The sequence below is a fragment of the Streptomyces pacificus genome, assembly GCF_011766325.1.
Classification (GTDB): domain Bacteria; phylum Actinomycetota; class Actinomycetes; order Streptomycetales; family Streptomycetaceae; genus Streptomyces; species Streptomyces pacificus.
In genome coordinates this window covers 35,660-60,376 of sequence record NZ_BLLG01000003.1, presented here as the reverse complement: position 1 = coordinate 60,376, position 24,717 = coordinate 35,660, and the positions used below count along the sequence as shown (strand labels likewise).

The 24,717-nt window shown below is 71.9% G+C and carries 17 protein-coding genes and 3 pseudogenes; 6 read left to right on the top strand and 14 right to left on the bottom strand.

The window, feature by feature from the left end; translation table 11 throughout:
* Positions 1–107 precede the first annotated feature (107 nt).
* A complete protein-coding gene (locus SCWH03_RS05450; RefSeq protein ID WP_173262717.1) occupies positions 108–1,739 on the bottom strand; it encodes an alkaline phosphatase D family protein in 1,632 nt (543 codons plus the stop codon).
* 134 nt (positions 1,740–1,873) lie between these two features.
* Between SCWH03_RS05450 and SCWH03_RS05445 the strand changes: the two genes are divergently transcribed.
* From SCWH03_RS05445 to SCWH03_RS05435, 3 genes are all read left to right on the top strand, one after another.
* On the top strand, positions 1,874–2,629 hold the full coding sequence (locus tag SCWH03_RS05445) for an SDR family oxidoreductase (protein WP_173262714.1): 756 nt from the start codon (positions 1,874–1,876) through the stop codon (positions 2,627–2,629).
* A 346-nt stretch (positions 2,630–2,975) separates the two neighbouring features.
* A complete protein-coding gene (locus SCWH03_RS05440) occupies positions 2,976–3,440 on the top strand; it encodes a hypothetical protein (RefSeq protein ID WP_173262711.1) in 465 nt (154 codons plus the stop codon).
* Between the two features lie 330 nt (positions 3,441–3,770).
* Positions 3,771–5,630 (top strand): glycoside hydrolase family 15 protein, encoded by a 1,860-nt coding sequence (locus SCWH03_RS05435; RefSeq protein ID WP_173262708.1) that lies wholly within the window; start codon positions 3,771–3,773, stop codon positions 5,628–5,630.
* Between the two features lie 220 nt (positions 5,631–5,850).
* Here the strand turns inward: SCWH03_RS05435 and SCWH03_RS05430 are convergent, their stop codons facing one another.
* From SCWH03_RS05430 to SCWH03_RS05405, 6 genes and pseudogenes are all read right to left on the bottom strand, one after another.
* Positions 5,851–8,049, bottom strand: coding sequence for a DEAD/DEAH box helicase (locus tag SCWH03_RS05430; protein WP_173262705.1), 2,199 nt, complete (start codon positions 8,047–8,049; stop codon positions 5,851–5,853).
* A complete protein-coding gene (brxD, locus tag SCWH03_RS05425; protein ID WP_173262702.1) occupies positions 8,049–9,398 on the bottom strand; it encodes a BREX system ATP-binding protein BrxD in 1,350 nt (449 codons plus the stop codon). Before brxD ends, SCWH03_RS05430 begins: the two co-directional genes overlap by 1 nt.
* A gap of 299 nt (positions 9,399–9,697) precedes the next feature.
* Positions 9,698–12,631: a BREX-2 system phosphatase PglZ gene (pglZ, locus tag SCWH03_RS05420; protein ID WP_173262699.1), complete on the bottom strand. Its 2,934-nt coding sequence runs from the start codon at positions 12,629–12,631 to the stop codon at positions 9,698–9,700.
* Positions 12,628–16,518: a BREX-2 system ATPase PglY gene (gene pglY, locus SCWH03_RS05415; RefSeq protein WP_173262696.1), complete on the bottom strand. Its 3,891-nt coding sequence runs from the start codon at positions 16,516–16,518 to the stop codon at positions 12,628–12,630. Before pglY ends, pglZ begins: the two co-directional genes overlap by 4 nt.
* A 209-nt stretch (positions 16,519–16,727) precedes the next feature.
* Positions 16,728–18,870 (bottom strand): annotated as a pseudogene (locus tag SCWH03_RS05410) (tetratricopeptide repeat protein).
* Positions 18,867–19,277: a hypothetical protein gene (locus tag SCWH03_RS05405; protein WP_173262693.1), complete on the bottom strand. Its 411-nt coding sequence runs from the start codon at positions 19,275–19,277 to the stop codon at positions 18,867–18,869. The pseudogene SCWH03_RS05410 and the gene SCWH03_RS05405 overlap by 4 nt, the downstream one beginning before the upstream one ends.
* A gap of 228 nt (positions 19,278–19,505) precedes the next feature.
* Between SCWH03_RS05405 and SCWH03_RS05400 the strand changes: the two genes are divergently transcribed.
* Both SCWH03_RS05400 and SCWH03_RS05395 read left to right on the top strand, forming a co-directional pair.
* Positions 19,506–19,775, top strand: a complete 270-nt coding sequence (locus SCWH03_RS05400) for a hypothetical protein (RefSeq protein WP_123190496.1) — start codon at positions 19,506–19,508, stop codon at positions 19,773–19,775.
* The gene (locus SCWH03_RS05395) at positions 19,768–20,409 is read left to right on the top strand and encodes a DUF6879 family protein (RefSeq protein ID WP_123187561.1); all 642 of its coding nucleotides are present in this window, start codon (positions 19,768–19,770) and stop codon (positions 20,407–20,409) included. The genes SCWH03_RS05400 and SCWH03_RS05395 overlap by 8 nt, the downstream gene beginning before the upstream one ends.
* Before the next feature lie 41 nt (positions 20,410–20,450).
* Here SCWH03_RS05395 and SCWH03_RS05390 read toward each other — a convergent pair whose 3' ends face one another.
* The gene (locus SCWH03_RS05390; RefSeq protein ID WP_173262691.1) at positions 20,451–20,669 is read right to left on the bottom strand and encodes a hypothetical protein; all 219 of its coding nucleotides are present in this window, start codon (positions 20,667–20,669) and stop codon (positions 20,451–20,453) included.
* A gap of 57 nt (positions 20,670–20,726) precedes the next feature.
* Positions 20,727–21,383, bottom strand: coding sequence for a class I SAM-dependent methyltransferase (locus SCWH03_RS05385; RefSeq protein ID WP_173262688.1), 657 nt, complete (start codon positions 21,381–21,383; stop codon positions 20,727–20,729).
* A 47-nt stretch (positions 21,384–21,430) separates the two neighbouring features.
* Between SCWH03_RS05385 and SCWH03_RS05380 the strand changes: the two are divergent.
* Positions 21,431–21,559 (top strand): annotated as a pseudogene (locus tag SCWH03_RS05380) (transcriptional regulator); the annotation flags it as partial.
* Positions 21,560–21,633: 74 nt separating this feature from the next.
* On the opposite strand, the gene SCWH03_RS05375 reads toward SCWH03_RS05380, so the two are convergent.
* The 5 genes and pseudogenes from SCWH03_RS05375 to SCWH03_RS05355 all read right to left on the bottom strand — a co-directional run.
* Complete coding sequence (locus SCWH03_RS05375) at positions 21,634–22,497, bottom strand: hypothetical protein (RefSeq protein ID WP_173262686.1); 864 nt, start codon at positions 22,495–22,497, stop codon at positions 21,634–21,636.
* Positions 22,498–22,772: 275 nt separating this feature from the next.
* The gene (locus SCWH03_RS05370; RefSeq protein WP_173262683.1) at positions 22,773–22,976 is read right to left on the bottom strand and encodes a DUF397 domain-containing protein; all 204 of its coding nucleotides are present in this window, start codon (positions 22,974–22,976) and stop codon (positions 22,773–22,775) included.
* Positions 22,973–23,803 carry a helix-turn-helix domain-containing protein gene (locus SCWH03_RS05365; protein WP_173262680.1) on the bottom strand — a complete coding sequence of 277 codons (831 nt, stop codon included), beginning with the start codon at positions 23,801–23,803 and terminating at the stop codon, positions 22,973–22,975. Before SCWH03_RS05365 ends, SCWH03_RS05370 begins: the two co-directional genes overlap by 4 nt.
* Positions 23,804–24,053: 250 nt before the next feature.
* A complete protein-coding gene (locus SCWH03_RS05360) occupies positions 24,054–24,257 on the bottom strand; it encodes a DUF397 domain-containing protein (RefSeq protein WP_173262677.1) in 204 nt (67 codons plus the stop codon).
* Positions 24,254–24,714: pseudogene (locus SCWH03_RS05355) on the bottom strand (DUF5753 domain-containing protein); the annotation flags it as partial. The gene SCWH03_RS05360 and the pseudogene SCWH03_RS05355, both read right to left, overlap by 4 nt.
* Positions 24,715–24,717: the final 3 nt, after the last annotated feature.

Below are 24,717 nucleotides of genomic sequence, written 5' to 3'. Positions count from 1 at the left end.
CCCGCGCCCCGGGTCCGGGGTCCGGGGTCCGGGATCCGGGATCCGGGACCCCGCCCAACGGCCGCCAACCGCCCGGCCGCCCGCGCCACGGCCACGACCCGCCCGGCTCACACCGGCCTGATGCCGGGATCACCCGCCTCGGTGACGAAGGACGCGGCCGTGGTGACCGGTGCGCCGGGAGTGGTCACCGCCGAGACCGTACGGAAGTCCGCCCGGGCCCGCCCGGTGGTGAGCGTCATCGTCAGATAGCCGCGGCGGCCGTTGTAGAACCTCAGGTGCGGGTTGGCCCGGGTGAGGTTGTCCCAGTTGGCGGGCTTGTCGGCACCGTCCTTGCCGCTGCTGACGGACGTCGCGGCGAACTCCGCGCCGACGGTCCGCGAGGACGGGTCGTCGAAGTCCTTCTTCAGGTCGAACGCGTACCCGGCGTGGACGTCGCCGGTGAGGACGACGAGGTTGTCGATCCCGGCGGCCTCGGCGCCGTCGAGCAGCCGCTCGCGGGAGGCCGGATAGCCGTCCCAGGCGTCCATCGACAGCTTGGAGCCGGGCCCGGGGACGTTGCGCCGCCGGGCGAACACGACCTGCTGCGGCAGCACGTTCCAGAGTGCGTCCGAGGCCCGCCAGCCGTCGAGCAGCCACCGCTCCTGCGTCTCGCCCGTCATGGTGCGCGCCGGGTCCTCGGACTCCGGTCCCGGGGTCTGCCAGCCGTCGCCGTACGCCTGGTCCGAGCGGTACTGGCGGGTGTCGAGCATGTCGAACTGGGCGAGCCGGCCGAAGCGCAGCCGGCGGTAGAGCCGCATGTCCGGGCCGGACGGCCGCTGGGGCCCGCGCAGCGGCTGGTTCTCCCAGTACGCGCGGTACGCGGCGGCGCGGCGCAGCAGGAACTCCTCCGGCGGGACGTCGTTCTCCGGTGTGTCCCCCGCGTAGTTGTTCTCGGTCTCGTGGTCGTCCCAGGTGACGGAGAAGGGGTGGGCGGCGTGCGCGGCGGCGAGGTCGGGGTCGCTGCGGTAGAGGGCGTAGCGCAGCCGGTAGTCCTCCAGGGTGATGGTCTCGCGGTCGAAGTGGGCGGGCAGGCGCCGGTCGGTGTGGTTGCGGGCGCCGCCGGCGGCGTTGACGGCGTACTCGTAGAGGTAGTCGCCGAGGTGGAAGACGACGTCCAGGTCCTCGTCCGCCAGGTGCCGGTACGCGGTGTAGTACCCGTCGTGGTAGGCCTGGCAGGAGACGGCGGCGAGCCTCAGCTCGGAGATCCGGGCACCGGGGCGGGGTGCGGTCCGGGTGCGTCCGGCAGGGCTGGTCCAGCGTCCTGCGCGGAACCGGTAGTGGTAGACGCGGTCGGGGTCGAGGCCGGTGACGTCGACGTGGACGGTGTGGTCGAACTCCGGGTGGGCGGTGGCCTGTCCGCGCCGGACGACGCGGGTGAAGCGGGCGTCGTGGGCGATCTCCCAGCGGACCTGGACGCGGGAGGCGGGCAGTCCGCCGCCGGGTTCGTACGGGCGCGGCGCGAGCCTGGTCCACAGCAGTACGGAACCGGGCAGCGGGTCTCCGGACGCCACACCGAGCGTGAACGGGTCCTCGGTGATTCTCACGGCTTCGAGTTCGCCGGCGGCCGCGGTGCCGGCCGCCGGCAGGTTGACGGCGAAGGCGAGCGCGGCGGCGGCTCCGGTGGCGGTCATGAAACGGCGGCGGCCCAGATGCCGGGCGGCGGCGCGGAGTTCGTCCGAGTGCGGGTGTGCGGTCGTCATCGGGCCCTCCCCTTGCGGACGTTGTCTCTCCGCAGGGGAGCGGGCCCCGGCATCCACGGATTGTCCGGTACACGACATCCGCGTGTCGGGAGGATGAGAACCGCGGAATCCGCTCTGCCGTACGCTGCGGCGCCATGAACGTACAACGGAGAAGCGCCGTGGTCACGGGCGCCGGATCGGGCATCGGGCGCAGCGTCGCGCTGGCGTTCGCGGGCGCGGGCTGGTCGGTGGTGCTGGCGGGCCGGCGGGCGGAGGCACTGCAGGAGACCGCCTCGCTGGCCGCCGGAGCGGACGTCCTCTGCGTCCCGGCGGACATCACGTCCCCGGACGCCGTCACGGCGCTCTTCGCCGCGGCACGGGAGAGGTTCGGGCGAGTGGACCTGCTGTTCAACAACGCGGGCACGTTCGGGCCGGGTGGGGTGCACCTGGAGGACCTGCCCTACGAGGCGTGGCGTCATGTCGTCGACGTCAATCTGACGGGTTCGTTCCTTTGTGCCCAGGCCGCGTTCCGGGTGATGAAGGACCAGGACCCGCAGGGCGGACGCATCATCAACAACGGCTCCATCAGCGCACACGCACCGCGTCCGCACTCGGTGGCGTACACGGCGACGAAGCACGCCGTCACCGGACTCACCAAGTCGCTGTCCCTGGACGGGCGCCCCTACCGGATCGCCTGCGGCCAGATCGACATCGGCAACGCGGCCACGCGGATGACGGCCCGTATGGAGACGGGCGTCCTCCAGGCCGACGGCCGCACCGCCCCCGAGCCGGTGATGGACGCGGACGACGTGGCCCGGACGGTGCTGCACATGGCGGAGCTGCCCCTGGAGGCGAACGTGCAGTTCGCGACGGTGATGGCCACGTCGATGCCGTACATCGGCCGGGGCTGACGCGGCCGGGGCTGAGGCGGCCGGGGCTGGGGCGGACGAGGCTGAAGCGGCCGGGGCTGGGGCGGAGACGGGACAGAGGCGAGGGCGGAGACGGAGACGGGGCAGGTGCCCTGGCCGGGAGCCGGGAAGCCTCGGGGCGGGCGGGCGGGCGCACGCACCGGAGGCTGGAAATGGTCCACAGATATCAACGATCTACGCCCGCGCGCTTGCTTTCTCCGGGAGTTGCTGCACCAATGACAACCGTCACTGACGGCCCATCAGTCCCCGCGAGCCGGCAGACGGTTCCGCGCGGTCAGCGGCGGTCGGTGACGCCACCCCGTTGCCCCCACACGAAGGCGGGACCCAGATGAAGCACCGCAGTCTCGGCACAGGCACGGCCCTGCTCACCGCGGCGGCCCTCGGCTCGCTCGCCCTGGCCCCGGCCGCCACTGCCGTCGAACCCACGGCGGCGACCATGTCGTTCGAATGCAGCTCGTTCGGATCCGGTACGGGCTCCCTCACGGCCACCCAGGACGGCACCGCGGCCACGATCAACCTGTCCACCACGGCCATCAAGTCGCCCTTCCCCCTCGCCGCCAACTCCATCGCCTCGACCCTCACCCTGACGAAGAACGGTTCCGACACGACGACGTTCACCGGCAAGGCCAATCCGGCGATCCCGGCCGGCGGCACGGTCTCCACCGGACCGCTGACGGGCACGGTCGCCGCGGGCGACAGCCTTGAGGCCACATCCCTCACGGTCGTGGTGTTCGGCATCAGCGTGACCTGCCACGCCACCTCTCCGCAGGACCCGGGCCCGTTCGTGTTCTGACGCACGGTCCCCCGCCGGCCCGCGGGCCGGACCGCGGCGCGGTGTCACCGTCACTCCACCCACGGTGACACCGTCCGGGCCGCAGACCCGGCGCCGGACCCTCCTCCCCGGCCCGCCCGCGCTCCCCGGCCCCCGGACCCGCCCTGCGCTCCCCAGCGGCCCCGGCGCCCCCAGCACCCCCGGCGCCCCCGGCACTCACTCAGGCATCCCCGCCCTCGACGCCTCACCTCGTGCCCGCCCCCCTCGCGCTCCCCGGCCCCGCCTCCCCAAGCGGCCTACTATGGGAAACGAGGTACGGGCGTATCTGCCGTGGGGCAAGGAGGACGACCCGTGGCTGCTGAGTCGACGGCGTACGAGGCCACCGGTGGAACGGGCGCCCCCGGAGGCGCCGGCACCCCCCGCTACCTGCCGATCTCCGAGCACGGCCTGATCGGAGACCTGCGCAGCGCCGCCCTCGTCGGGACGAACGGCACCATCGACTGGTACTGCTGCGGCCGCTTCGACGCGCCCAGCGTCTTCGCGTCGATCCTCGACGCCGAGAGGGGCGGCCGCTTCGAACTGGCGCCGGACGTCCCGGCCCGGACGAAGCAGTTCTACTTCCCCGACACCAATGTGCTCATCACCCGCTTCTTCGCGGAGGACGGGGTAGGCGAGATCCAGGACTTCATGCCGATCACCGACGACTCGCGCGAGGCCGACCGGCACCGGCTGATCCGCCGGGTGGTCTGCGTCCGCGGCTCGCTGCCCTTCCGGGCCCTGGTCGCGCCGCGCTTCGACTACGGGGCAGCGCCGCACACCGTCCGCAGGGAAGGCGGGTGCCCGGTCTTCGAGTCACCCGGGGCGAGTCTCTCGCTCACCTCCAGCGTGCCGGTGGAGACCGACGGCCGCGACGTGTGGTCGCTGTTCAAGCTGCACGAGGGGGAGACCGCCGTCTTCGCACTCGACCGGCTCGGCGGCGGCGTGGTTCCGCAGGCGTGTCCCACCGCCACGGCCGAGGAGTCGTTCGCGGCGACGGTGGACTACTGGCGGCGCTGGCTGTCCAGGTCGCGCTACCGCGGGCGCTGGCGCGAGATGGTGCACCGCTCGGCACTGACCCTCAAACTGCTCACCTACGCCCCCACCGGCGCGATCGTCGCCGCGCCCACCACCAGCCTGCCCGAGCAGATCGGCGGCGAGCGCAACTGGGACTACCGCTACGTCTGGGTGCGCGACGCGGCCTTCTGCGTCTACGCCCTGCTGCGGCTCGGCTTCACCGGCGAGGCGCAGGCGTTCATGCGGTTCCTCACCGAGTACGTCTGCGTCTCCGACGGCGACGGAGGCCCCCTGCAGATCATGTACGGCATCGACGGCCGGCGGGAGCTGGCGGAGCGCGAACTGCGCCACCTCGAGGGATACCTGGGCTCCAGCCCCGTCCGGGTCGGAAACGACGCGGTGGACCAGCTCCAGCTGGACATCTACGGCGCGCTCATCGACTCGGTCTACCTCTACGACAAGTGGGGCGAACCGATCTCCAGCGATCAGTGGGACCGCGTCTGCGGCATCGTCGAGTGGGTCTGCGCGCACTGGGACCAGCCCGACGAGGGCATCTGGGAGACGCGCGGCGGACGCAAGAACTTCCTGTACTCCCGGCTGATGTGCTGGGTGGCGATCGAACGCGCCATGCGCATCGCCCGGCGCCGCGGACTGCCCGCCGACATGGTGCACTGGGGCGGCGTGCGCGACGGCATCTACCGGCGGATCATGGAGCGCGGCTGGTCGGCCGAGCGCCACGCCTTCGTGCAGCACGAGGACGACAGCGTCCTCGACGCCGCCGTGCTGATGATGCCGCTGGCGAAGTTCATCTCCCCGACCGACCCGAAGTGGCTCGCGACGCTGGACGCCCTCGGCGAGGAACTGGTCTCGGACTCCCTGGTCTACCGCTACGACCCGCAGGCCAGCCCGGACGGCGTGCGCGGCGCCGAGGGCACGTTCTCGATCTGCTCCTTCTGGTACGTCGAGGCCCTGGTCCGCGCCGGACGCCCGGACGAGGCGCGGCTGGCGTTCGAGAAGATGCTCACCTACGCCAACCACCTCGGCCTGTACGCGGAGGAGATCGGCCGCACGGGCGAGCAGAACGGCAACTTCCCGCAGGCGTTCACCCATCTCTCGCTGATCAGCGCGGCGTTCAGCCTGGACCGGGCGCTGGGCTGAGCCCGCACTCCCCCGGGCGGGAACCGTCCGCAGCGGCCGTTCCCGCCCGGGGCGCGAGCGGCAACCGGCCCAGGGCGCGAGCGGCAACCGGGCGCGGCGCTCCGCGATCCGTGCGGCGCGGCGCTCCGTGCGCCGCACGGTCCACCGGGGAAGGCTCCGGCGCACGGTGCGCGACCAGTCCGGTGCCCGACCAGTCCGGTGCGCCCTCCCGTTCGCGCGATCAGCCGTCGTGCTGAAAGCGCACCCGCTCACCGAGCGCCGAGCGGGCGCCGTCGAAGTCGGCCAGGCGGGCCGCCACCGTGGCCACGGCGAGGTGTTCGGGGAGGGCGGCGGAGAACTTCAGGCCGCGTACCGCCCGGCGGTCCACGTCGGGCAGGACGAGGTTGCCGCCGACGTTCCCACGGGCCGCCCGCCATTCGGCCGGGGTGAGGTCCTCGCGCAGGCGCAGCCAGCCGTCGGCGGGCCGCTGCAGGGGGTCGGCGACCGGCCGGAGGGTGGCCGCCAGGGTGGCGTTGGCGCGGTAGCCGGCCCAGGTCCACCAGCGGACATCTGCGCCCACGCGCGTGATCAACGTGCCGTCCGGGTGGACGGTGCCGGGTGCGTCGAGGTCGCGCTGTCCGGCCAGGCAGGCCTGCGCACGCCGGGTGAGGGAGACCGGCGGGTCGGCGCCCAGCAGCACCTCCCGCATGGCGCGCGTCAGGGTGTACGAGAGCCCCACCACGCCGCCGCTCATCCACTTGGCGATGCCGCCGCCGTCGGCCGGTTCGACGAAGACGCGTTTGCGCAGCCAGTCGATGTAGGTGACCTGCCAGCTGCGTCCGCCGAGCAGAAGTCGCCTGGGACCGGGGCGTTCCTCCGTGAGCACGCTCGGGTCGGTGCGGCCGATCTCCGTGCGTCCGGACAGGACGGTGAACTGCGGAGGTGCGGCGAAGGAGGCGGTGAGTTCGATGAAGTGCCGTTTGCCGAAGCGGCGTTCCGCCTCGGGACCGACGAACAGCAGCCCGCCGTCGCTGTCGAGGAAGCCCTCCTCGGCGAGGAAGCGCAGGATGGGGGCGGCCGACTTGTCGAAGGGGGCGAGGCCGTTCCACTGCCGGTCCCACAACCGGTCGCCGAGCTTGTGCTGTTGGAGGGTGACGGCAAGCAGTTGCTGGGCCACCAGGTGGCGCGGTTCCGGCGGGGGGACGACCGGTTCCACCCAGCCCCGCGACCACAGCAGCAGCAGTCCCGCCGCCTGAAGCAGTGTCTCCTTGCGGGTGGCGAGGAGAAGGCAGTTCCGCACAGTGCCGGGCCGCCGTCCGGTGCGGCCGACGCGCTGCAGGAACGAGGCGACGGAGGCCGGTGAGTCGATCTGGATCACGCGGTCCAGGTCACCGACGTCGATGCCGAGCTCAAGGGTTGACGTGGAGACGATGACGCAGTCGCGGGCCTCGGCGAACGCCTGCTCGGAGCGGGTGCGTTCATCGACGGAGAGCGAGGCGTGGGACAGGAAGACGGTCACCTCGCGCGCGCGGAGCGCCGCGCCCAGCTCCTCGACCTGGCGGCGGGAGTCGCAGAAGACGAGCCGCTTCTCTCCTCGGTGCAGCGCCGCGATGAGTCTGGCCGCGTTGTCGAGGGAGCCGACGTAGTCGAGTTCCACTTCGCCCGCGGGCCTTCCGGTCGGCTCGGGACTCGTCTTGTCGCCGCTTCCGCTGCCGCCTGTGGCCGGCAGGTGCACTTCGGGTGCGACCACCTGGCCGGTGCGGCTGCCGGCGCCCGCGCCTTGCAGCCAGTGCAGCAACTGGGCCGGGTTGCCGACGGTCGCCGAGAGCCCGACGCGCTGGATGGGCCGTCCGGTGACCCGCTCCAGCCGTTCGAGCACGGCGAGCAGATGCCATCCCCGGTCGTCCCCCGCGAACGCGTGCACTTCGTCGACGACGACGGCCCGGACGCTTCCGAGCAGGCGGGCATGGTCGGTTTTGACGCCGATCAGCATCGCTTCGAGCGACTCGGGCGTGGTCAGCAGGATGTCCGGCGCCTCGGCCCGGAGGCGCTGCCGGGCCGACTCCTTGGTGTCGCCGTGCCAGAGCACGGCTCGTCGCCCCAGCCACTGGGCGTACGCGTCCACCCGGCCGACCAGATTGTTGAGGAGTGCCTTGAGCGGGCACAGGTACAGCACCGATGCGCCGGTCCACTTCTGCTCGGTCATCGCCGACAGCAGGGGGAAGCAGGCCGCCTCGGTCTTGCCCCCCGCCGTCGGAGCCAGCAGTACGGCGTCCTGGCCCGCCATGAGCGGCGTGATCGCCGCCCGCTGCAGGGGGCGCAGATCGGGCCAGCCGAGGGTGTTGACGATGTGGTGCAGGACGACGGGGTCGAGTCGGTCCAGTACGTTGGCGTCCTCGCCACCCGGACCCTTCCCAACCGGGAGTCCCGCGTCAGCCATCACAGCTCCAGGTCGATGTCATCGGCCGACGCGCAGTCTCCGGAGACCGCGGTGGCCAGGTTCCGCTCGATATCGGTGAGTTCGCTGCCGACGACGGTGAGCCGGTAGTGCTGCCGGGGGTCGAAGTCGCCGAACTGGTCAACGCGGTCCAGCACGTCCCCGACGAGCTTCTTCAGGAACAGCCGGGGGGCCACTCCGACCTTCCCGCCCAGCGACCCGCCGACGGCAACCGCGAGGTCGGCGACATACGCGTCGTCGACGACGTTGCGCACGCGCTCGGGAATCTCCGCGGCCTCGGCGTACAGGTCGCGGATGGTGAGGCCGAGTCCGACCAGGGACTCCTGGTTGAAGCCGGGAAGCCTGATCTGCACGGCGCGAGGGTTGTCGAAGCGCGGGTCCGTGGTGAAGTCGGTGGCCAGCCGCTGGGCGAGCGGCGCCAGACGCTGCGCGCCCTGCTGACCGTCGTAGAAGGCCGGGGTACCCGTGATGACCAGATAGAGGCCGGGGAAGCGACCCGAGTGCACCTCGTCGATGAGCTGCCGCAGCGCGTTGAGTGCCTTGTCGCGGGCGTCCGAGCGGACCCGCTGCAGCGTCTCCACCTCGTCGAGGACGACGAACAGCCCGGTGTGCCCGGAGTCACGCAGCACGGTGAGGAGCCCCTGCAGGAACCCGAGCGCGCCGAAGTGGTCGAGGTCGCCGCGTACCCCGGCGGACCGGCGGGCGGAGGCGGCGACGTGTGGCTGGCCGCCGAGCCACGCCAGGACTGCCGCGGCGGTGGCCTCGTCGTCGGCCGCGAGGGCGGCCCGGTAGCCGCGCAGGGCGGTGGCGAACGACGGGGCGTGCCGGGAGACCTCGGCGAGCCGTGCGACGAGCAGCTTCTCCACCTCGCCGGCAAGCTCCTCCGCGGTCGCACCGGCCGCGAGGGCGTCCTCCTCCAGTGCGTAGAACCAGGCATCGACGACGGGCCGCAGCGCGCTCGGCGGAAAACTGGAGGTGGTGAGCCGTTCGGTGAGCCGCCGGTAGACCGTCTCCAGCTTGTGCAGCGGGGTCTCGTTCTCCGAGATCTGGATCTCGGCCACGGCGAAGTTCCGGCGCTTGGCCCGCTCCCCCAGCCAACGGGTGAAGAACGTCTTGCCGGACCCGTACTCACCCCGCACGGCCTTGAACACGGAGCCGCCGGACGCCACGGCATCCAGTTCGGCGTCCAGGGCTGCTTCGAACCGGTCGAGTCCGGTGGCCAGCAGGTCGAGTCCGCTGTCGGGCACGGCACCGCGCCGCAGCGCGTCGATGACGGTACGGCGGCGGGCGGCGCTCACCTGTGCGGGGCGCTGGGATCCGGTGGTGCTCACGGGCAGCAGTCTTCCATCTGCCCGGGGACGCCCGTCCACGGGCGGGAGGACGGCGGCCGGGCCGGTCGGGCGGCCGGACGGCCGGGCGAAGGAGCGAAGGAGCAGGGCGGCGAAGGAGCGAAGTGGCGGTGCGGCGAGGGGCCCCGCCGCATGGGTCGGACCGAGGCGCGGCGCCGACTCCGCCCCGAACCGGCGAGATCCCCCGGGGACGCCCGCTCGGGGGGCACTGCCGGTGCCGTCCTCCGCCGGCATGGGACGGCGGGAGCGGAGGTGGGGCACCGGCGGCGCCCCGGCTGCCGTCAGCCCGCCCCGAGGGCGAACTGCTCGCGCAGCAGCGCCTCGTGGAGCCGTAGCGTGCGCCCGTCCGGCAGGGTCTCCAGCACCTGAACGCCGTCGTAGTTGAGGAGCTGCCTCAGGACCGCGGCGAAGCCGTCACCCCGGGCGGTGGGCATGCCGGCGCGCTGGGCGAGCGCGGTCACCGGCAGGGTGCCGCCCGCGTCGAGCAGGGCGGCGAGGGCCTTGTGGACCTGCTCCTGCTGCGGCTTGCGCGCCAGACCGTCGAGCTGCACCTGATACGTCTCCGAGTCGAGCAGCGCCTTGACGAGCACCTCGGTCCGGGAGACGACGCTCGGGGTGAGCAAGGCGTCGTCTCCCCCTGCCGTCAGCACCACGTCGAACAGCGCGTCGGGCAGCGATTCGGGGTCGGCCTGCTTCTTGCGGGGTTTTGTCGTCCCCTTCTTCGGATTCTTCGGAACCACGCCGGCCGACTGAGCCGGACGCTCGTCCGACACCGACTTCCCCACCTCCTCCGGAGCCCACCAGGGTGGCCGCTGGTCCCCCAGCTCCCGCCACCCGTTGGGCGGTTCCGCACCGAACGGCAGGAAGGCGAGCACCGGGATGGTGAACTCGGCGAGGGAGGCCCCGCCGTGGTAACCGGCTTTGAGGGCGGTGTAGCGGGAGTCCGCGTCCCAGAGCGCGACGACGGACGCGCCGGGCTCGGGCCAGACGACACGAGGGCCGGTGAGGGCGATCTCCCGTTCGGCGAGCGGGCCGCCGGGCAGGCGGTGCCGCGCGGACGCGGGCTCGGTGGCCGCCTCGGACCTCGCGCCGTGCCGGTCGACGACATGGCCGTGGTCGCTGGTCACGATGACCGCCCTGCCCTGGTCCGCCGCCACCCGGAGCAGGTCGCGCAGGCCGGGCACGTCGTCGACCCGCCAGGTGCCGTCGCCGAGCTTCTGTTCCTTGGCGAGGCGGTCGTCGATGGCGTTGAGAACGACGGCGACATGCGTCCTGCCGTCGTTGAGCGCTTCGGTGAGGGCCGGGCCGAAGGTGTCGCCCGCGGTCTCGGTGCGCAGGTCGTCCTTGTGGAAGACGGCGGCCGGTGCCCCGCCCCACAGCTTCAGCGCGGGGAAGAGCCTCTTCTCGTCGGCCTGGGTGCCCTTCATCAGGGTGCCCGCGAGGAGCGACGTCCGGGACACGGCCGTCACGGTGGGGAGGGCGGCGGCCATCGCCCGCCGACGGGGAGTGCCCTCGGACAGCGGGTCGAACTCCGCCCAGGAATGGCGCAGTTCCTCGCCGAGTTCGTTCGCGATGGCCGCGCTCATGCCGTCGAGCACCAGCAGCAGCACCCGCCGCTCCTCCCCGCGCCGCACCACGGGCCCGACCACCCGGTCGAGGAAGGTCTCGACGGTGAGCATGCCGCCGGGCTGGGTACCGTCCCGTGTCCAGCCGGCCAGCGAGTGCGCGAAGGACGCGTCGATCCGCCGCCGCCGGTCCCTGACGCGCGTGCCCAGGGTGTCGTAGGCGGCCTTGAGCACGGAGTCCGGGTCGCCGCCGGCCTCGATGTGCTCCAGGGCGAGGTCGGCCCAGCCGGTCTCGGCGATGTGCCGCTGTATGCCGTCGCCGACGCTGGGTGCGTCGATGGACGGGTCTGTGGCAAGCCAGCGGGCGAGACGCTGCCCCATGCGAGCGCGTTCGATGCGGGCGGACTCCTCCGGATCGGTGGCGAGCCGGTGGTCCGCGAGACGCCGTACGGCCTCAGCGACCGCGGCCGTGTCGCCCGCCGCGAGGGCGTCTCCGACGGCGGTGAACCGGGCTTCCAGTCCGCCGCGCAGCACGGGACTCGCCGCGACCGCCGCCTCCGCGCCGAACTGGCGGGCCAGCACGGCGGCCCGGTCGAGCACGATGCCCCTGGTGCGGCGCGCCTCCCGGGCCTGGTCGGCATCGACGCCGCCGCCCCGGTGTCCGGCCGCCAGAAGCGTGCTGACGTACTCCTCTGCGGACCGTCCGTAGACGCCCACCAGGGCGTCGAGTTGTTCGCCGACGGCCGGGGGCTGGTCGCCGAGGTAGCGCTCGGCGCGGCCTCGGGCCTGATACGTCTCGGGCGCGGGTTCGGCGTGCTGCCACAGCGCCGCGCACACAAGGCCGTAGGCGGCGGCGTCCACGCCGCGCTCGGCGTCGACGAGAGCGAGCAGAGCACGTCCGGTGAGACCGGCCTGGTCCTGCTCGCCGAGGAAGTTGGTCAGCCCGGCGCGCTCGGGGCCGCGCAGGCCCAGCAGCCCTTCGGGTGCTCCGGGCCGGGTCGACCAGTGCAGCAGGGTCTGGGCGTCGAGCCGGTCCTCACCACCGCGTCGCGGGCCGCTCTCGGTGTCGTGGCGGCCGAGGCGCAGGCGGCGCTGGGCGAGCGCGGTGAGGGCGTGCTGCCGGGACAGCCAGCCGCCGGGCACCGGGGGCCAGCCGCCGGGCGGGGTGGCGTCGAGCAGGGCTTCGGCGGCCCAGTTGACGTCCTTCAGGCGCGGGTCGATCTGCCGGGCGCCGAACGCCTCCCGCACGACGTCCCAGCTGTCGACCGTGTCGATGCGCTGCTTGTGGACGCGGGCGGTGATCGCCGGGTCGAGTTCGTTCTGCTCGCGGTCGGTGAGGACCACGAGGACGGCGGGGCCGGGGCGGCGGCCCGCCAGATGGTCGAGGACGAGTTCGTGGACGGCGAGCGGTGAGGGCGCCGGCGCCACGCCGGCCGTCCGGCCCTCGCCCCAGGCGGGTTCGGCGGGCCCGTCCCACCGGGGCTCGGACCGCAGCAGCACGACCCGGCGCCTGCCCCCGCCGTCAGCGGTCAGGGCGGGGGCGAGGGAGGACTGCGAGGACAGGTACTGGGTGACGGTGGCGGTGTTCAGCCGGACGGCGCCCGAGGCCGCCGCGGCGGTGTCCGGGGCGGCCCCGGCGGCGCCCGTCATTCGACGACCTTCCAGGTGATCTCGATGGTCGCGTCGGGGTGGCGGGCGGCCAGTTCGGACAGTTCCGCCTGGAGGTCGGCCGCGGCGCGTGCAACGGTCGTACGGCGGCCACCGGCCTTCCGCGCGGTGCCGCTGCCCGAGGGTGTCGGTGTGGCGGGCTCCTGCAGGGTGTACGGGATGCGCGGGTCGCTGGTCGGTGTGTTCAGGGACAGGTCGTCGGCCGTGGGCTGCGGCGCGACGGGCGCGGGCGGCGGACTGGGGGCGGCCTGGCTGCGCTTCACCAGGGCGATGACCTCGCGCTGGGCGCGGGCCAGTGCGTCGCGCAGGTTCGCGGTGCGCTGGTCGTCGCGGGCCACGTTGCGCAGCGAGTCGAGCAGCGCCGCGCCCTCGGGGCCGAGTCCGGCGGCGAGTTCGAGGGTGCTCCAGGGCGCGGAGGCTACGGCCTCGGCGACGCCGCGGGCCTGCTTGATGGAGGTGCCGTACCGGTCGGCGCCGGTCTCGCCCAGGTCGAAGGAGGCGAGGGCCTCCACGGTCTTCTTCGCCCCGGCCGCGCCCTTGCCCGCCTCCGCCGTGAGCGCGTCCAGCAGTTGCAGGGAGCGGCGGGCGAGGGCGAGCCGTCCGGTGTCGGCGGTCTGGTCGAGGCCGAGGAAGGAGGCGTGGGCTTCAAGCTGGTGGAGCAGGTCGGCCGCGTGGTCCCGGTGGGCGCGGGCGGCCTCGATGAGCTGCCGTGCGAACTGGTTGACCATCCGGCCGCGCCGGAGGGCGGGGGCCTTCTGCCCGAAGATCGTCTCGAAGCGCTGCCGTGCGGTGTCCCAGTCCGCCTCGGGGGGCAGCGGCTGGCTGCGCAGCGCGTCATGGTCCTTGACCGCGGACAGTTCGGGCGCGGGGTCGAGTACGGTGCCGCCGCGCACCCACACCCGGTCGTCCATCTCGGCGAAGGATGCGACCACGAGCCGGGCGAGGAAGTCGGGCAGGCCGCGCGGGTCGGGCTTGTCCGTCCAGTCGGTCAGGGTGATCAGCGACAGGTCGCCGGTGACGCCCTGGGCGCTGGCGAGCTGCCGGAAGTGGTCGGCCCAGTAGCGGGACAGCTCGAAGTACGCCTCCTTCTGCTGCCCGAGGCGCAGGGGCCCGGCGATCCGCTGCATGAGCTTGCGATCGGCGGCGGGGACCTCCACCCGCCCGTCCCGCGCCTCGGCGGCGGCCCGCACATGGGTGAACACCTTGCGGCTGTCGGCGGATTTGACGGCGATGCCGGTGCCGTCGGGGTCGAGGTCGGGGTGCGCCGGGTACTGGTGGGCGAGCAGCTTGCCCGCGATGTGCCGGATGCCGTCGTGGGGGCTCTGCCCGAAGGAGAGGGTGAGGTCGTCGACGTCGGGCAGCGGGACGAGGTGGTCGTCGAAGTCGGGCACGACGTCGGCGGCCTGCTTCCGGGCGAGCCCGTACGCCTGCTTGAAGGCGCCCTTGACCTGCTTGAGCAGCGCCTCGCGCTGGGTTTCGAGGAGGCCCTTGGCGCGGCTGCGGTTGTCGGCGTTGAGGTGGCCGGCGTACTGGGTGTCGAAGCGGTGCTCGTCGGCGAGGGCCTTGTCGATGACGACGAGGCGCCGGAAGTCGGCGAAGCGCTGCGCGGACAGGTGGGCGGGCAGCCAGGCGACGATACGGGACCGCTCGCCCTGCTGGCGCTCGCGCAGGCGCCGGATGCGGTTGACGTCCTCGACGGGGCCCCATTCGCCCTCGTCGAAGGGGAGGTCGATCGCGATGCGCCAGCGGCCGTCCTCCTGCGGCATCAGGTCGTGGTCGGGCAGCTCGTCCTCGTCGGCGACGTTGCCGAACACGATCTCGGCGGTGCGGGCGGTGCCGCGCCACACGAAGCCGAGCTGGTCGCTCAACTGCCCGTGCTCGACGCCCAGTTCCTGGGACAGCAGGCGCCGGGCGAGGGCGACCCGGTTGCCGGGGTTGTCGTTGACCTGGGCGTTGGCGATGACGGAGTCCACATCGACGCCGGACAGCTCCAGCCGCACACCGGGGTTGGCGTCGGTGCCGGTCTCCTTGATCTCGGGGAACCGGGCCGCCCACTCGGCGATCTTGTTCTTGATGATGCCGACCTCGGCGCCCGGGATGGGTGCGAGGACCGACCCGTGGTTGAGGGCGCCGAGCCGCCGGATGGTCAGCTCGGCCAGTGCGGGCACGCTGGGCGCGAGCGCCGACAGCAGCAGGGTGCACACGAGCCGGTTGTCACCGGCGAACATGCGGCAGCGGTTGGCGCGCTGTGGGTCGGTGACGGCCTCGGGCCGGTTGACGTACTGCTCGACGTCGTCCTCGGTGATGTCGTACGAGGTGAGGAGGTAGGGCCGCAGCTTGGTCTTGTAAAGCTTGTCGGCGGCCTCGAAGACGACCTTCAGGCTGTCGGTGAACGGCTTGTCGCCGCCCTCCGCGATCACCGGGTAGAGATCGCCGACCGGGACGAGCTGCCCGAGCCGGATCTCGTCCCGGTGGTCGGCGAGCAGCTGGCCCATCAGCTTGAGACCGGTGCGGGAGCGCTGCAGCGCGGACGAGATGTGGACGAGGGTGTCCATGAACGCCGGCGAGAACGGGTACGTCAGCCGGAACGAGTCCGCGTCCGCGCCGGTCGTGCCCTTCTCCGAGCCGAGGAGGGTGTCCCAGACCTGGGTGCCGACCCGCTTGGTCTGCTCGAAGGCCGCGTCGACGAGCCGTTCCGCCTCGGCGTCCCTCGGCCTGAGGAGGCGGGCCTGGGCGATCTGCGGGAGGTTGCGGTCCTCCAGGGTGATCTTGTCGAACCGGCCGGAGGCGAGGTTCAGGGTGTCCTGGATGGAGGCTTCGGCCGCGCCGGACACCTCTTCGCCGACGAGTTCCCGCAGGTCGCGCTGGCGGGCGATGAACGACACGACGGGGATGGCGCGGCGGGCGTCACCGCCCTCCACGAAGTTCGTGATCTTGCTGGCCTCGCGGGCGACGAACTTCTGCTCGTGGATGAGGGTGGCGAGCCAGAGGATCAGCTCGTCCAGGAACAGGATCAGGCCGTCGTAGCCGAGCGACTTGGCGTGCTCGGCGATGACGGAGAGACCGGCGTCCAGGGAGACGAAGCCGTGCTCGTCCTCGGCCGCGTTCCTGGCGAAGCCGGGGAAGAGATGGGTGACGGCGTCGCTGACCAGCTTGGCCCGCAGTTCGGCCGGGGTCGAGGGGTTGCGGAGGTTGAGCGGCGTGCCCCCCTCGTGGTCCTCCTCCGCGGCGAGCGCGGTGTCCAGGAGCTGCGGGGTCCAGGCGAAGCCCTCGCCCCACTCGTCCTCCTCGCCGTCGTCGGCCTCACTGCCGCCGCCCAGGCCGCGGATGAGCGCCTCGTCGCCGATGTTCGCGCGCATGGCGAAGATGTCGGCGAAGAGGGAGTCGGTCCGGTACACCTGCGGGGTCGGGGCGTCCGGGTGCAGCTTCCTGACGTGCGTGACGTATCCGCCGAGCACCCGCTGTTCGAGGGCCTTCGCGCCGAGCATGTGATACGGCACGAGCAGGAACCTCTTGCCGTCCGTGGTCAGCCACTCGTGCTTGGTCAGCACCGGGTCGAACTCGGTACGGGCGCGGGCGGCGGGGTCGCCGCTGAGCAGCGCGTACAGCACCGCCATGAAGTGCGACTTGCCGGAACCGAACGAGCCGTGCAGATAGGCCGCCTTGGAGCGGTGCCCGTCGAGTGAGGACTTGATCAGGGCCAGCGCCTCGTCGAAGTTCTCCCGCAGCCGCTCGGTGACGACGTAGTCCTTGAGCGCGTTCCGTGCCCCCTCGGGTGTCGTCGCCTCGGCGAGTGACAGCACGAAGTCCGAAGTGGAGATCTTCTTCTTGATGTCGATGACATCGCGGAGGAGGGGCGGCTGGGCCATTGCGGGTCTCGCTCTCCCTGACGGTGGTCGGTGCTGCTGCTCGTACTCGGACGCGCGGGATCGGCCGCCGGGGCCCGAGGCCGGTCCGACTCGTCCTGAACGTCACCCGTACGGCCTGCGCACAGCACCCTACATCCGTACTCCCCGCGACCACCTGCCGTATACCCTCGCGCACCGTCCGTGCGACCGGCCCCGTCCTGTCGCAAGCACTACGGCCGCGATCGCCCTGCCCGGTAGGCGTCCAGCAGGTGCCGGCTCGCGACCGTGAAGGGGTGCTCGGGACCCAGGCCGCGTTCCCGCCGCTCGACGACATCGGTCATCACGGCGATCCCCTCCTCCAGGTGCCCGAGGGCGGCCCGGGTCCGGGAGAGGAGTTGCCGGGCGGCGAGCACGACGGGGTACTCGGGCCCGAAGCGCCGCACATACGCTTCGGCGACCTGCCGGATCCCACGGTCCGCCTCCTCGAAGCGGCCCAGGAGGTACAGCGCCCACGCGTGGTTGTGCCGGGCGCCCAGGGTCACGGTGTGGTCGGCACCGAGGAACCGCTCGCACTCGGACGGCAGCGCCAGCAGCGCGCCGCCTTCCTCCGTGACCACGTCGGCGGCGGGAAGCATCTCCAGCAGCCCGGCGCGGGCCCGCAGGGTCAGCGGGTGCGCGGGGCCGAGCGCGGAGCGCGGAGCGCCGACGTACGACGGTGTCACGGAGCAGCGCGACGGATTCCTCGCGTCTCCCCAGGTTCGCCAGCACCAGTTGGAGCCCGTAGCCGCTGTCCGCGGTGTCGGGGTCGTCGGCGCCGAACAGACGCTCCTGGATGTCCCGGACCGCGCGGAGTGCCGCTTCGGCCTCGGCGTACCTGCCCAGCCGGAACAGTGCCCGCCCGGCCCTGGAGCGGGCGGCGAGGACCATGCGGTGGTCCGCGCCGAGGAGCCGCTGCCCGAGGTCCGCCGCGATGCGGGCGGTCTCCCAGGCGGAGAGGTAGTCACCGGTCCGGTGCAGGGCGACCGCCAGCCGCGTCGCGACGGCCAGTGCCTCGGCGGCGGACGACCCGCCGATGTGCCGCAGCACGGCGAGCGCGTGAGGGACCAGCAGGCGCAGCCGCGGATCGTGCGGCCCCGCGTCGGGTGCGACGGGCACGGCCGCGTCGAGCAGCCGGACGGCTGTCGTGTCGAGGGCGGGCACCAGATCCGCGGCGGTGGCCGCCGAGACGCTGTCGAGAAGGATGCCGTGGCTCTGCACGCAGCGCGTGCCTGCGGCGTCTACCAGCTCGGACAGCGACTGGTCGAGGAGAGCCCTCAGGGCCGTCTCGGTGCGGGCACGGGGCAGCACGGCCCCGATACCCGCGTGGTTGAGCACGGCCAGCGGCAACGGCTCGGCGGCGAACCGGGCCAGCAGCCGGAGCAGGGCCGCCGCTTCGGGCAGCCCCCGCTCCTCGAACGCGTCGAGGGTGAGCTGCCAGGTCAGGCCGACCAGATGGCGGGGATCGGCTTGGGACAGCGCCTCGGCTCCCCGGTCGATCAGCCGGACCCCTTCGTCTCCGTCGAGCTGGTCCCCGTAGGCGTCCATCGTCCAGGGGTCGATGACCTGGTGGGAGAGGAAACCGCCCGCCAGCGTGAGGGCGAGGGGCAGCCGCCCGAGCCGGTCCGCGACCCGTGCCGCCTGTTCCGGAGTCCCGCTGTGCGGTGCGAGATCGCGCAGGACGAGCGCGGCGTCCTCACGGGGCAGGACGCCGATGTGCTGCAACTCGGCGCCGGGCCACCACCGGGCCGCAGCGCGCCGTGTGGTCACCAGGACGGTGCCGCGCGGGCTGGTGCGCAGCCAGTTGCCGTCCCGCAGGATCTCCGGTTCGTCGGTGTTGTCGAGGACCAGCAGCCATGGTTCGGCGGAACGGTCGAGGTATCTCCAGACGAGATCGGCGGCAGGTCTGAGGCCGTTGCGCGCGGCGAGCAGTTCGCCGTCGGCCGCCCCTCGGTCTGCGGCGACGGCGAGCATGCCGGCGCGCAGGCTCGCGCGGTCGGCTGCGTTGACCCACAGGCCCACCCGGCCCTGGTCCCCGGTGACCTCCTCGAACAGTGCGCAGGCGACCGCCGTCTTGCCCGAGCCGCCCATGCCGTACAGCACATAGACCCGGCCGCCGCGCTCCGCCGCGACGCTCTGCCGCAGGCGTTCCATCACCTCGCCGCGGTCGCGCAGCGCGACGGGGCACCGGCCGACCGCCGGGCGTCGCACCGAGTCCGGTCCGCCGTGCTCCACACCCTCACTGCGGTAGTGGTGGTGCTCGGTGATGTGCTGGTCGCCCCGCGACTGGTAGACGCGCCCGTGGTCCTCGGCGTGGCCGTCCGTGCCACCCGTCATCGCTCGGTGATGTGCTGGTCACGTCCCGCCTGGTAGACCCTGCCCTGGCCGGACGCGGCGGCGTGCTGGGTGATCTGCCGGGCGGCCGAGCCGTCGGGGTCGAGTCGGTCCAGGAGCGCGCGCAGTTCCTCGACGGCGGCGGGCCGGGCGACGAGCAGCCGCCGGACCGAGCCCTGCCATTGGAGGCGCAGCTCGTCCAGGGTTTCCCGGTCGTCCGTCGCGATGGCGGCCAGGACGTCCTCGCGTCCGGCCTCCAACTCGGCGGCGACGGTGTCGGCACGTTCGGGTTGCGTCCGGCGCCAGAGCCGTGTGATCCCGTCACGCATGTGCTGCCAGGCGTCGGTCGCCATCAACGCGACCAGGGTGGTCCCCGCGCTCTGTGCGAGCAAGGCCACTTCCGCGTCCACAGCCGCCCCTCCGTTCACCCGATTCTCCGACAGCGGAACTGAAAGGTGTCACTCGTCAGACGGTGACATGATCGTCATTGCGGTCGATATCATTCCCGCCCTGAGCGCCATGGAACAAGGAGGAATCAGTCCTCGACAACACCCCTGGGGGCAGGTCATGACACCTGGCCAGGTCGTCGCGCTGCAGGCTACAGTGATGCATCCCGACCGATCGAGGGGGCGATGGGGATGTCCAGGCCATGGGAAGCGGATCCGGCCACGCGTTTCAAGCGACGGCTGGGAAAATCACCCCGGGAACTCGGAAACACCACCGGAACTCCCGACTGCCCTGACATCTGGGAACTCGCCAACGGCGACATCGCCGTCATCGGCCGGGACCTCACGCAGTCACTCGGCAAGAACCTGCCCGACGGGGTCTCGATCGGATCGGACGAACGACTGGTGGTCATCCCGAGGAACATGCTCATCGCGGCGAAGCCGGACATCCCCGGTGTTTGACTCCTTCCCCGGCGGCGCCTCCGAACGCCTGGACCGCCCCACGTACCACGCCGACCTCGGCCGGATCTACTCCGGCGCCGGGATCGGCTTCCTCAACAAGCTGGAGCGCGGCCAGCACTTCCAGGAGCGTGGCTTCCCGAGTTGGGAGGCCTTCGCCGCCGGCGACTGGGAGAGAGCGCTGACACTGGCCGACGAGAGGCGTGAGGACTACGCGCAGGAGCTGCACAAGGCGTCGCGATCGGGCGTCGGGCACCGTCGGCTCCGCGTCGTGGAATTCCCGGTCACGCCTTATGTGCAATGGGAATTGCACGTCCTGAGGGTACGTGTGGACGTGGGCGACGACATCAAGGTGCTCGATGCCCGCGATATCGCGGGCATCGAGCGGATTCGGCCCGTTCCGGAGGTCGTCGTTCTCGGTGATGCGGTGATGTACGAGGTCGTGTACGACGATGAGGGAAACGCGGACGGAGCGAATCGCTACACCGATCGGTCACTGATCCGGGAGACGAACGCCGGATTCGACGCGCTGTACGAGCGCGGCGAGGAATTCCACGCATTCTTCGATCGGGAGATCGCCCCTTTGGAACCGCCGCAGGTGACCGGGGTGTCGGGGAGGTCTCGCGGCTCGCGGTGACCAACGGGGCGGGAAGGCGGGCGAGTCCTCCCGCCGGGAGATCACCGCGCCCGGCGATGACGAGACGCCTCGCCGTCTCGGGCCGCCACTTCGGCCCTCAGCCGGCCACGCGGGATGCCTCGGCCGCCGACAGGACGTCTCAGCGCGGCGAGCGCGTGCGGGACCAGCAGGCGCAGCCGCGGATCGTGCGGCCCCGCGTCGGGTGCGACGGGCACGGCCGCGTCGAGCAGCCGGACGGCGGTCGTGTCGACGGCGGGCACCAGATCCGCGGCGGTGGCCGCCGAGACGCTGTCGAGAAGGAAGGCCGAGCGGGTCCGTCACGGAGCGACCGCGCGTACCAGGAGCGTCCCGATGTGCCCAGAGTGAGGCGCGTCGAGGACCCGCGCTTCGGCCGTGGCGAACCCGGCTCGGGTGAGCAGGCGCTCCCAGACGGCCGGGCGGTAGCTGTAGCGGTAGGTGAACATCGCCTTCCCGGCGAAGCCTCCCTTGTACATGCCCTGCGGCCCGTACGCGCCGGGGATGGCCGGAGGCTGCGAGCACGCGAAGACGCCGCCGGGCCCGAGCCGCCGGCGGACAAGGGGGAAGAGACGGCTCGGGTCGGTGAACCAGGCGGCACCGAAGACCGAGTAGACCGCGTCGTACACCTCCTTGTGCTCGCTCAGGTACTCCAGCACCTCGGAGCACACGAACTCCGCGCCGGTGCCACCCCATTTCGCGGTGGTCTTCTTGACCATGACGGGAGACAGGTCGACACCCCGGGCATCGATGCCTCGCCCGGCGAGGTAGGCGAGAGCACGGCCGGTGCCACAGCCGATCTCCAGCACCGAGCGCGGGTCGCCCAGTAGCTCCGGGCCGGGTCCGTGTCCTGCGTACTGGGTCCAGCAGAAGCCCGGCTCCGCGTCGTCCTTGAAGGCGGAAGCGGCGAAGGCGTCCCACAGCTCCGTCTCGGCTGCGATGTCGTGTTGTGCGGGCAAGGCGATTCCTCTTCGCAGGGGCCGGCCCCTGTCCTCCGGGGGCCGAGGAGTTGTGGATCGACGACGCGGCAAGCGTCGACACCTACGCGCGGACCTGGAGAACGCTCCGCGAGTCCGCCGTGTACGGCACGGACGCGCGCAACCTCATCAGCGCGGCACGACGGACGTTGCGCTGACCGCTCGGGCCGGGGAAACACGCTTCGACGGAAGCGTGCGCGGGGATTGCCCTCCGCTTCTCATCCTGGGCGGCCTACGAGGGCTGAGGGCGGTCCGCCGTGGCGGCGGTCCCGTCGGAGGCGGAGCCCTCGGCGGGTTTCGGGACGAAGGTCTCGCGGACCTCCTCGGCCTCCACGACCACGACGCGGTGCGCCGGCTTCGCCAGGACCGACTCGGAGAGGTGCTTCTTCAGCCGCCTGGCCATGGGCCGGTAGGTCGTGTAGGTGAGCGTGCCGGACACAGCGGCCCCAAGGACCGGGATGGCCTTCGAGACGCTCTTGGCGAAGGTCTGCTTCGTCATCTGCACACCGATGTAGGCCGCGACCTTCTTCACCACGGGGTAGACGACACCCTGGGTGAGCGCCCTCTGCGGCAGCTTCTTGGCGACCTGCTCCGCCATCATCCCCGCGACCTTCCCCACGGCGGCGTTCGCCGACTGGGTACCGAACATCACGCCGAAGAACAGCGTGAGCATCCCCATGGTCGCGTCGTCGACGTCATCGCCGTCGTCGGAGAACAGGTCGGGCCAGCTGTAGAGGTAGGCGAGCTTCTGCGAGATGCGCAGCATGTGGCCGAAGTACTGGGCCAGGTCGGCCGGCACGGTGGCGGGGAGGGCGAACAGGCCCGGAAGCCCGGCAGCGGCCGAGAGAGCGCTGACCTTGGCCGTCTCGTAGCGGATGGAATCGTCGGCCGCCCGGTCCAGGACGTCGGCGGCGATACCCGCCGCCGCCGGGCTCTCCTCGACCGCCCTGCGGATCTCCTCCTCGGAGCAGTAGCGCGCCAGCGCCTTGCGGAGGTACGCCTCCCGTTGGATCCGCACGCCCGGAAGCCTGGCCGAACCCACCAGCACCACGGAGAAGCGCGACTCGGGGTTCTCGCTCATCTTGCCCTGATTCATGGCAGGAACCTACAGTAACTCCGCCTTAGAATGGGCCAGTTCGACTCACCTGGTCCGGACCGCCGGGTAGGCGCGGCGGCGGGCCGGTGGGAATGGCCGACGGGGCGGGCCGGTCGCAGCGCGCGGTCAGGCGGTCGGCGTTGCCCTGCCCACCGTGACTGCGGACCGGTCACCGGGCGCACCAGGGGCACCGAAGGTGCGGCGCAAGACAGGAACGCTCACGGGCCTCGGCAGGCGCGTGCCCGCCGAGGCCCCTGCGACGGCCGCCTCTCCCGTCAGACTGCCGCGAAGTGGACGAACGCGGTCCACGCCACGGGTGCCACGGCCAGTGCGGCTCGGGCCGTGTCCTTCGAGTCGCGGACGTGGACGGCGCCTGGTCCTGAGGCGACCTCGACGCACTCCCCGCCTTCCTCGCTGCTGTAGCTGCTCGTGCGCCATACCAACTGGTCTATGTGCGTCTGACTTACGTGCACGCTCATGGCTCTCCCAGCAACTTCTCTACATACGTTGATGATTCCCGGGGTGTCAGGGCCTGCGCCCTGATGATCCCGTACTTGGCCTCCAGCGCACGGACGCGGTCCCGCTCCGTCTGCAGGCGGCTCACGTTCTGTACCTCAACGTACGCGATCCTCCGCCCTTCCCTCGTCTCGATCAAGGTGAAGGGACCAGCCATGCCGGCGTTCTCCTCACGGTCGAGCGGCATCACCTGGACCTCGATGTTCCGCCGCTCCCTCATCAGGAGGATGTGCTCAAGCTGGGCACGCAGGATGCCTCGGCCGCCGACGGGACGTCTCAGCACGGCTTCATCGATGACAAAGCTGGCAAGCGGGGCATCACTGCCGGACAAGATCTCCTGCCGAGCCAGGCGGGCTCCCACGCGTTGCTCGATCAGTTCGTCGTCCATGGGTGGCCGCATCATCATAAAGACGGCTCGCGCGTATTCCTCGGTCTGCAGGAGTCCTGGCACGGCCTGGTTTGCGTAGACGTGCAGCTCGACGGCCTCGTACTCCAGCTTCGCCGCGTCCCGGAAGAACGTCGGGTACTGGGACCGAGCCACCTCCTCCTTGCCTGCGAGCAGCACCCCGCCCGCCCCGAGCAGGTCATCCGCCTGGTCGATGAACCTCGACGGCGGGATGCGTCTCCCCTGCTCGAACGCCGCGATGGTCGAAGCCGAGTACCCGGTCAGCGAACCGAAACCCACCCGATCCAGTTCCGCCCGTTCCCGAAACAGCTTCAACTGCCGCCCGAACACCGACAGGATGCCCGCCCCGACCTCGTTCTCCGGCTGACGAACCTCGTCGTTCACGCCGCAGCTCCTCCCGTACGACCACCACAGCCACCGATCCTGAGACCAACGCGCCGTCACGGACCCCGGTCACGCCACGCCCCGCACACAAGCACACCGCCCACACACACAACCCGTACCCGCCAGCGCGTCAACCCTGGTCAACGCTACGCAGACTCCGCCACCGTCGACCCCATGGAGTCTCGCTGGGACGTGCGCAGGCCCCCGGCAGGCATGTGTCTGCCGGGGGCCCACCTGGATGCCACCCCTGTCAGCGCGCCGCGAAGTGCACGAACGCGGTCCACGCCGCGGGTGCCACGGCCAGTGCGGCTCGGGCCGCGTCCTTCGAGTCGCGGACGTGGACGGCGCCTGGTCCTGAGGCGACCTCGACGCACTCCCCGCCGTCACCAGCGCTGTAGGTGCTCTTGAGCCATACCAGTCCGTCCCAGCCAAGGCCGACCGCTACTCCGCTCATCTCTCTCCCAACAGCTTCTCGATCAACGCGCGGGACTCTGCCGGAGTGTGAGCCTGTGCGCGCAGGGACCCGTACGTACGCTCAAGCTCCCGGACCCTCTGGCGCTCCGTGTGGACACGGCTGTCGCCCTGCACCTCGGCGTAGGCGATCCTGCGCCCATCCTTCATTTCCGTCAAGGTGAACGGGCCGGCCAGTCCCGCATGTTCCTGACGGGAGAGCGGCATCACCTGCATCTCCACGTTCCGCTTCTCCTCGATCAGCAGGAGCTGCTCCAACTGCCCCCGCCATACCGCCTCACCACCGAGTGGCCGAAGCAGGACAGCCTCCTCGATGACAAAACTCAGATGGGCACCGGGCGTCGGGAGAAGACCTCCTGCCGTGCCAGGCGTGCTGCTACTCGCTGTTCCATGAGCGCTTCGTCCAGCAGTGGTTGCCACATGGCGAACACCGCTCGCGAGAC

Coding starts and splice junctions, on each gene's coding strand:
- SCWH03_RS05360 (WP_173262677.1), bottom strand. CDS start 24,257: ATGAGCGGAGTAGCGGTCGGCCTTGGCTGGGACGGACTGGTATGGCTC.
- pglY (WP_173262696.1), bottom strand. CDS start 16,518: ATGGCCCAGCCGCCCCTCCTCCGCGATGTCATCGACATCAAGAAGAAG.
- SCWH03_RS05430 (WP_173262705.1), bottom strand. CDS start 8,049: ATGGCTGACGCGGGACTCCCGGTTGGGAAGGGTCCGGGTGGCGAGGAC.
- SCWH03_RS05450 (WP_173262717.1), bottom strand. CDS start 1,739: ATGACGACCGCACACCCGCACTCGGACGAACTCCGCGCCGCCGCCCGG.
- SCWH03_RS05445 (WP_173262714.1), top strand. CDS start 1,874: ATGAACGTACAACGGAGAAGCGCCGTGGTCACGGGCGCCGGATCGGGC.
- SCWH03_RS05400 (WP_123190496.1), top strand. CDS start 19,506: ATGTCCAGGCCATGGGAAGCGGATCCGGCCACGCGTTTCAAGCGACGG.
- SCWH03_RS05370 (WP_173262683.1), bottom strand. CDS start 22,976: ATGAGCGTGCACGTAAGTCAGACGCACATAGACCAGTTGGTATGGCGC.
- SCWH03_RS05440 (WP_173262711.1), top strand. CDS start 2,976: ATGAAGCACCGCAGTCTCGGCACAGGCACGGCCCTGCTCACCGCGGCG.
- pglZ (WP_173262699.1), bottom strand. CDS start 12,631: ATGACGGGCGCCGCCGGGGCCGCCCCGGACACCGCCGCGGCGGCCTCG.
- SCWH03_RS05375 (WP_173262686.1), bottom strand. CDS start 22,497: ATGAATCAGGGCAAGATGAGCGAGAACCCCGAGTCGCGCTTCTCCGTG.